Below are 5,894 nucleotides of genomic sequence, written 5' to 3' on the forward strand. Positions count from 1 at the left end.
TCACAATTTAAGTCCGGCGGTGTCCTACTCTCCCACAAGGTCCCCCTTGCAGTACCATCGGCGCAGAGAGTCTTAGCTTCCGGGTTCGGAATGTAACCGGGCGTTTCCCTCTCGCTATGGCCGCCGAAACACTATTGATTTATGTATCAGTCTGGGCCAGTTAGCATCATTCGAAACCACTCCCTCAGGTGTGGTGCCGAGCAATGTTTGCTGGGCGCAGTTCCCGACCGTAAATCGGGAACCACAAAGTGGACGCGAGAATTCTTCTCAGTCACCATTCGACAGTCCAAAGACTGCCCAGTGAGGTGGGGTGTTATCAATTTATCGACATATTAGTACTGGTCAGCTCCACAGGTCGTTAGTCCCTGCTTCCACATCCAGCCTATCAACGCAGTAGTCTAGCTGCGAGTCTCTCAGCCCTAAGGCCATGGAAATCTCATCTTGAAGCTGGCTTCCCGCTTAGATGCTTTCAGCGGTTATCCATTCCGAACGTAGCTAATCAGCGGTGCTCCTGGCGGAACAACTGACACACCAGAGGTTCGTCCATCCCGGTCCTCTCGTACTAGGGATAGATCTTCTCAAATTTCCTGCGCGCGCAGAGGATAGGGACCGAACTGTCTCACGACGTTCTAAACCCAGCTCGCGTACCGCTTTAATGGGCGAACAGCCCAACCCTTGGGACCTACTCCAGCCCCAGGATGCGACGAGCCGACATCGAGGTGCCAAACCATGCCGTCGATATGGACTCTTGGGCAAGATCAGCCTGTTATCCCCGAGGTACCTTTTATCCGTTGAGCGACAGCGCTTCCACAAGCCACTGCCGGATCACTAGTCCCGACTTTCGTCCCTGCTCGACTTGTCAGTCTCACAGTCAAGCTCCCTTGTGCACTTACACTCGACACCTGATTACCAACCAGGTTGAGGGAACCTTTGGGCGCCTCCGTTACTTTTTGGGAGGCAACCGCCCCAGTTAAACTACCCACCATGCACTGTCCCTGAACCGGATTACGGTCCGAAGTTAGATATCCAATATGACCAGAGTGGTATTTCAACAATGACTCCACCTGAACTAGCGTCCAAGCTTCACAGTCTCCCACCTATCCTACACAGGCCACACCGAACACCAATACAAAGCTATAGTAAAGGTCACGGGGTCTTTCCGTCCTTCTGCGCGTAACGAGCATCTTTACTCGTAGTGCAATTTCGCCGAGTTCGCGGTTGAGACAGCTGGGAAGTCGTTACGCCATTCGTGCAGGTCGGAACTTACCCGACAAGGAATTTCGCTACCTTAGGATGGTTATAGTTACCACCGCCGTTTACTGGGGCTTAAATTCACAGCTTCGCCTTACGGCTAACCGTTCCTCTTAACCTTCCAGCACCGGGCAGGCGTCAGTCCGTATACATCGTCTTGCGACTTAGCACGGACCTGTGTTTTTAGTAAACAGTCGCTTCCCACTGGTCTCTGCGGCCCTGCAGCGCTCCCGGAGCAAGTCCGTTCACGCCTTAGGCCCCCCTTATCCCGAAGTTACGGGGGCATTTTGCCGAGTTCCTTAACCACGATTCTCTCGATCTCCTTAGTATTCTCTACCTGATCACCTGAGTCGGTTTGGGGTACGGGTAACTTGAACCTCGCGTCGATGCTTTTCTTGGCAGCATAGGATCACTGATTTCGTCCGTGAGGACTACCCATCGAGTCTCAGCCGTAATGAGAGACGGATTTGCCTATCTCTCGGCCTACATTCTTAGACCGGGACAACCATCGCCCGGCTCAGCTACCTTCCTGCGTCACACCTGTTAATACGCTAACCGCACCAGCATAGGGTCGTACGCTAGGCCCCACGCTTCACCCCGAAGGGATCCATCTAGGGGATTCAGATACTTAGCATTACTGGATTAGTTTGGGCGGTTCTTCGTCAGTACGGGAATATCAACCCGTTGTCCATCGACTACGCCTGTCGGCCTCGCCTTAGGTCCCGACTTACCCAGGGCGGATTAGCCTGGCCCTGGAACCCTTGATCATTCGGAGGACGGGTTTCTCGCCCGTCTTTCGCTACTCATGCCTGCATTCTCACTCGTGTAGGCTCCACGGCTGGTTTACACCGCCGCTTCACTGCCCACACGACGCTCTCCTACCACTCCGTACGGCTGAACCACGAAGGCTTACCTAAAATACGAAATCTACAACTTCGGTGGTGTGCTTGAGCCCCGTTACATTGTCGGCGCGGAATCACTTGACCAGTGAGCTATTACGCACTCTTTCAAGGGTGGCTGCTTCTAAGCCAACCTCCTGGTTGTCTATGCAACTCCACATCCTTTCCCACTTAGCACACGCTTGGGGACCTTAGTTGGTAGTCTGGGTTGTTTCCCTCTCGACGATGAAGCTTATCCCCCACCGTCTCACTGCTGCGCTCTCACTTACCGGCATTCGGAGTTTGGCTAACGTCAGTAACCTTTTGGGGCCCATCAGCTATCCAGTAGCTCTACCTCCGGCAAGAAACACGCAACGCTGCACCTAAATGCATTTCGGAGAGAACCAGCTATCACGAAGTTTGATTGGCCTTTCACCCCTATCCACAGCTCATCCCCTCAGTTTTCAACCTAAGTGGGTTCGGTCCTCCACGCGCTCTTACACGCGCTTCAACCTGGCCATGGATAGATCACTTCGCTTCGGGTCTAGAACCAGCGACTATTTCGCCCTATTAAGACTCGCTTTCGCTACGGCTGCCCCACACGGGTTAACCTCGCCACTGATCACTAACTCGCAGGCTCATTCTTCAAAAGGCACGCTGTCACAGCTACTAAGGCTGCTCCAACGGTTTGTAAGCAAACGGTTTCAGGTACTATTTCACTCCCCTCCCGGGGTACTTTTCACCTTTCCCTCACGGTACTTGTCCGCTATCGGTCATCTGGAAGTATTTAGGCTTATCAGGTGGTCCTGACAGATTCACACGGGATTTCTCGGGCCCCGTGCTACTTGGGATACTCTTCGGACCATTGACACATTTCGACTACCGGGCTGGCACCGTCTATGGCTGGGCTTTCAATCCCATTCGTCTATATATCGTTGTAATCCTTGCTGTACGGCAGTAACAGCTGAAAAGTCCCACTACCCCGACCATGCAACGCCTGCCGGCTATCACACATGATCGGTTTGGCCTCTTCCGGTTTCGCTCGCCACTACTAACGGAATCACGGTTGTTTTCTCTTCCTGTGGGTACTGAGATGTTTCACTTCCCCACGTTCCCTCTACCCGCCCTATATATTCAGGCGGGAGTCACTGAGTCGTCTTGCAACGCCCAGCGGGGTTTCCCCATTCGGAAATCCTCGGATCAAAGCTCTATTATCAGCTCCCCGAGGCTTATCGCAGATTTATACGTCCTTCTTCGGCTCCAGATGCCAAGGCATCCACCGTTTGCTCTTAGAAAATTGATATCACATGAGTATAAGAATCGATCGCAACACCTTTCGATGTTGAGATTGACCAATGAGTGACCCAACACCGAAGTGTTGGATGTCATCGTTTTGTTCTTGTGACTCGACCTTTCGGTCGAATCTAAGATGCTCGCGTCCACTGTGTAGTTCTCAAAATACGGGCGGTATCCTCCACCATCCCCAACCAAAGTCAGAAACAGCACCAGGATCCGTTAGACCCAAACACTCTTACGAGTGTCCCGGCCCTAAGGTACGAACACGAATCTTACGATCCGTAGCCCGGTCCCTCAGGACCCAACAACGTGCAAAGACCAGCACCCCCATCACCCCTCGTTCCAACCAACACAAGCTGGCGTACTAAAGAAACAACAGTTCCTCTGATCACAATGTCAATGTTCCACCCATGAGCGCCGTCTACCCCGAACAGGGCAGTACGACTTATGCAACATAAATTCGATCATCCTTGACTCTGTGTATACCGCAGAGACGACAACCGAGTTGCACATGCTCCTTAGAAAGGAGGTGATCCAGCCGCACCTTCCGGTACGGCTACCTTGTTACGACTTAGTCCTAATCACCAATCCCACCTTCGACAGCTCCCTCCTTGCGGTTGGGCCACTGGCTTCGGGTGTTACCGACTTTCATGACTTGACGGGCGGTGTGTACAAGGCCCGGGAACGTATTCACCGCAGCGTTGCTGATCTGCGATTACTAGCGACTCCGACTTCATGAGGTCGAGTTGCAGACCTCAATCCGAACTGAGACCGACTTTTTGGGATTCGCTCCACCTCGCGGTATTGCAGCCCTTTGTATCGGCCATTGTAGCATGCGTGAAGCCCAAGACATAAGGGGCATGATGATTTGACGTCATCCCCACCTTCCTCCGAGTTGACCCCGGCAGTCTCCTTTGAGTTCCCACCATTACGTGCTGGCAACAAAGAACGAGGGTTGCGCTCGTTGCGGGACTTAACCCAACATCTCACGACACGAGCTGACGACAACCATGCACCACCTGTTTACGAGTGTCCAAAGAGTGAACTATTTCTAGCCCGTTCTCGTATATGTCAAGTCTTGGTAAGGTTCTTCGCGTTGCATCGAATTAATCCGCATGCTCCGCCGCTTGTGCGGGCCCCCGTCAATTCCTTTGAGTTTTAGCCTTGCGGCCGTACTCCCCAGGCGGGGAACTTAATGCGTTAGCTGCGACACAGAAACCGTGGAATGGCCCCTACATCTAGTTCCCAACGTTTACGGCATGGACTACCAGGGTATCTAATCCTGTTCGCTCCCCATGCTTTCGCTCCTCAGCGTCAGTTACGGCCCAGAGATCTGCCTTCGCCATCGGTGTTCCTCCTGATATCTGCGCATTCCACCGCTACACCAGGAATTCCAATCTCCCCTACCGCACTCTAGTCTGCCCGTACCCACTGCAGGCTGGGGGTTGAGCCCCCAGTTTTCACAGCAGACGCGACAAACCGCCTACGAGCTCTTTACGCCCAATAATTCCGGATAACGCTTGCACCCTACGTATTACCGCGGCTGCTGGCACGTAGTTAGCCGGTGCTTTTTCTGCAGGTACCGTCACTTTCGCTTCTTCCCTACTAAAAGAGGTTTACAACCCGAAGGCCGTCGTCCCTCACGCGGCGTTGCTGCATCAGGCTTGCGCCCATTGTGCAATATTCCCCACTGCTGCCTCCCGTAGGAGTCTGGACCGTGTCTCAGTTCCAGTGTGGCCGGTCACCCTCTCAGGCCGGCTACCCGTCGTAGGCTTGGTGAGCCATTACCTCACCAACTACCTGATAGGCCGCGAGTCCATCCTTGACCGAAATTCTTTCCAGCTCCTCACCATGCGGCGGAAGCTCGTATCCGGTATTAGACGTCGTTTCCAACGCTTATTCCAGAGTCAAGGGCAGGTTACTCACGTGTTACTCACCCGTTCGCCACTAATCCACCAGAGCAAGCTCCAGCTTCATCGTTCGACTTGCATGTGTTAAGCACGCCGCCAGCGTTCATCCTGAGCCAGGATCAAACTCTCCATAAATGTTTGATTGCACCAGCTACAAGTAACCGATGCACATCTTGCGTCACCCGCGTCCGGAATAGGACGTCGAGGCGACAAGTTTGAAACTGACAGAACAAATCAATACTGACTTGCTTTGTTTGTTTATATCTTTTTCCAAAGGAATCCGCTGCACTCACACTCACGCCCCGAATGGGACGATCATATAAAGCACAGTCGGGTTTTTGGCATTTGACATTGTGCACGCTGTTGAGTTCTCAAGGATCGGACGCTCCTGACCTCCACCGAAAACGGCTTCACCCCAGGGCTTACAAAACCTGTGTTGGCAACCTCCGCTGAAAGCGAAAGGCAACCTGTCTAACTTACCAGCTTCAGCCTGCTTGTCAAACCAGCAATCCCAGACTGAAACAGCCCGAAACAACCAACCGACACACGCATGAAGCGG

The 5,894-nt window shown here is 53.1% G+C and carries 3 rRNA genes; all 3 read right to left on the reverse strand.

From position 1 onward, the window contains the following. Positions 1-11: 11 nt before the first annotated feature. Positions 12-128 (reverse strand): 5S ribosomal RNA (gene rrf / locus ACWTV3_RS13730). 184 nt (positions 129-312) lie between these two features. Then, positions 313-3,432: ribosomal RNA gene (locus ACWTV3_RS13735) — 23S ribosomal RNA — on the reverse strand. Positions 3,433-3,947: 515 nt separating this feature from the next. Continuing rightward, positions 3,948-5,470, reverse strand: a 16S ribosomal RNA gene (locus ACWTV3_RS13740). The 16S, 23S and 5S rRNA genes sit together here, the layout of an rRNA operon. Between the last annotated feature and the right edge of the window lie 424 nt (positions 5,471-5,894).

Source organism: Salinibacterium sp. AL4.1 (genome assembly GCF_059767305.1).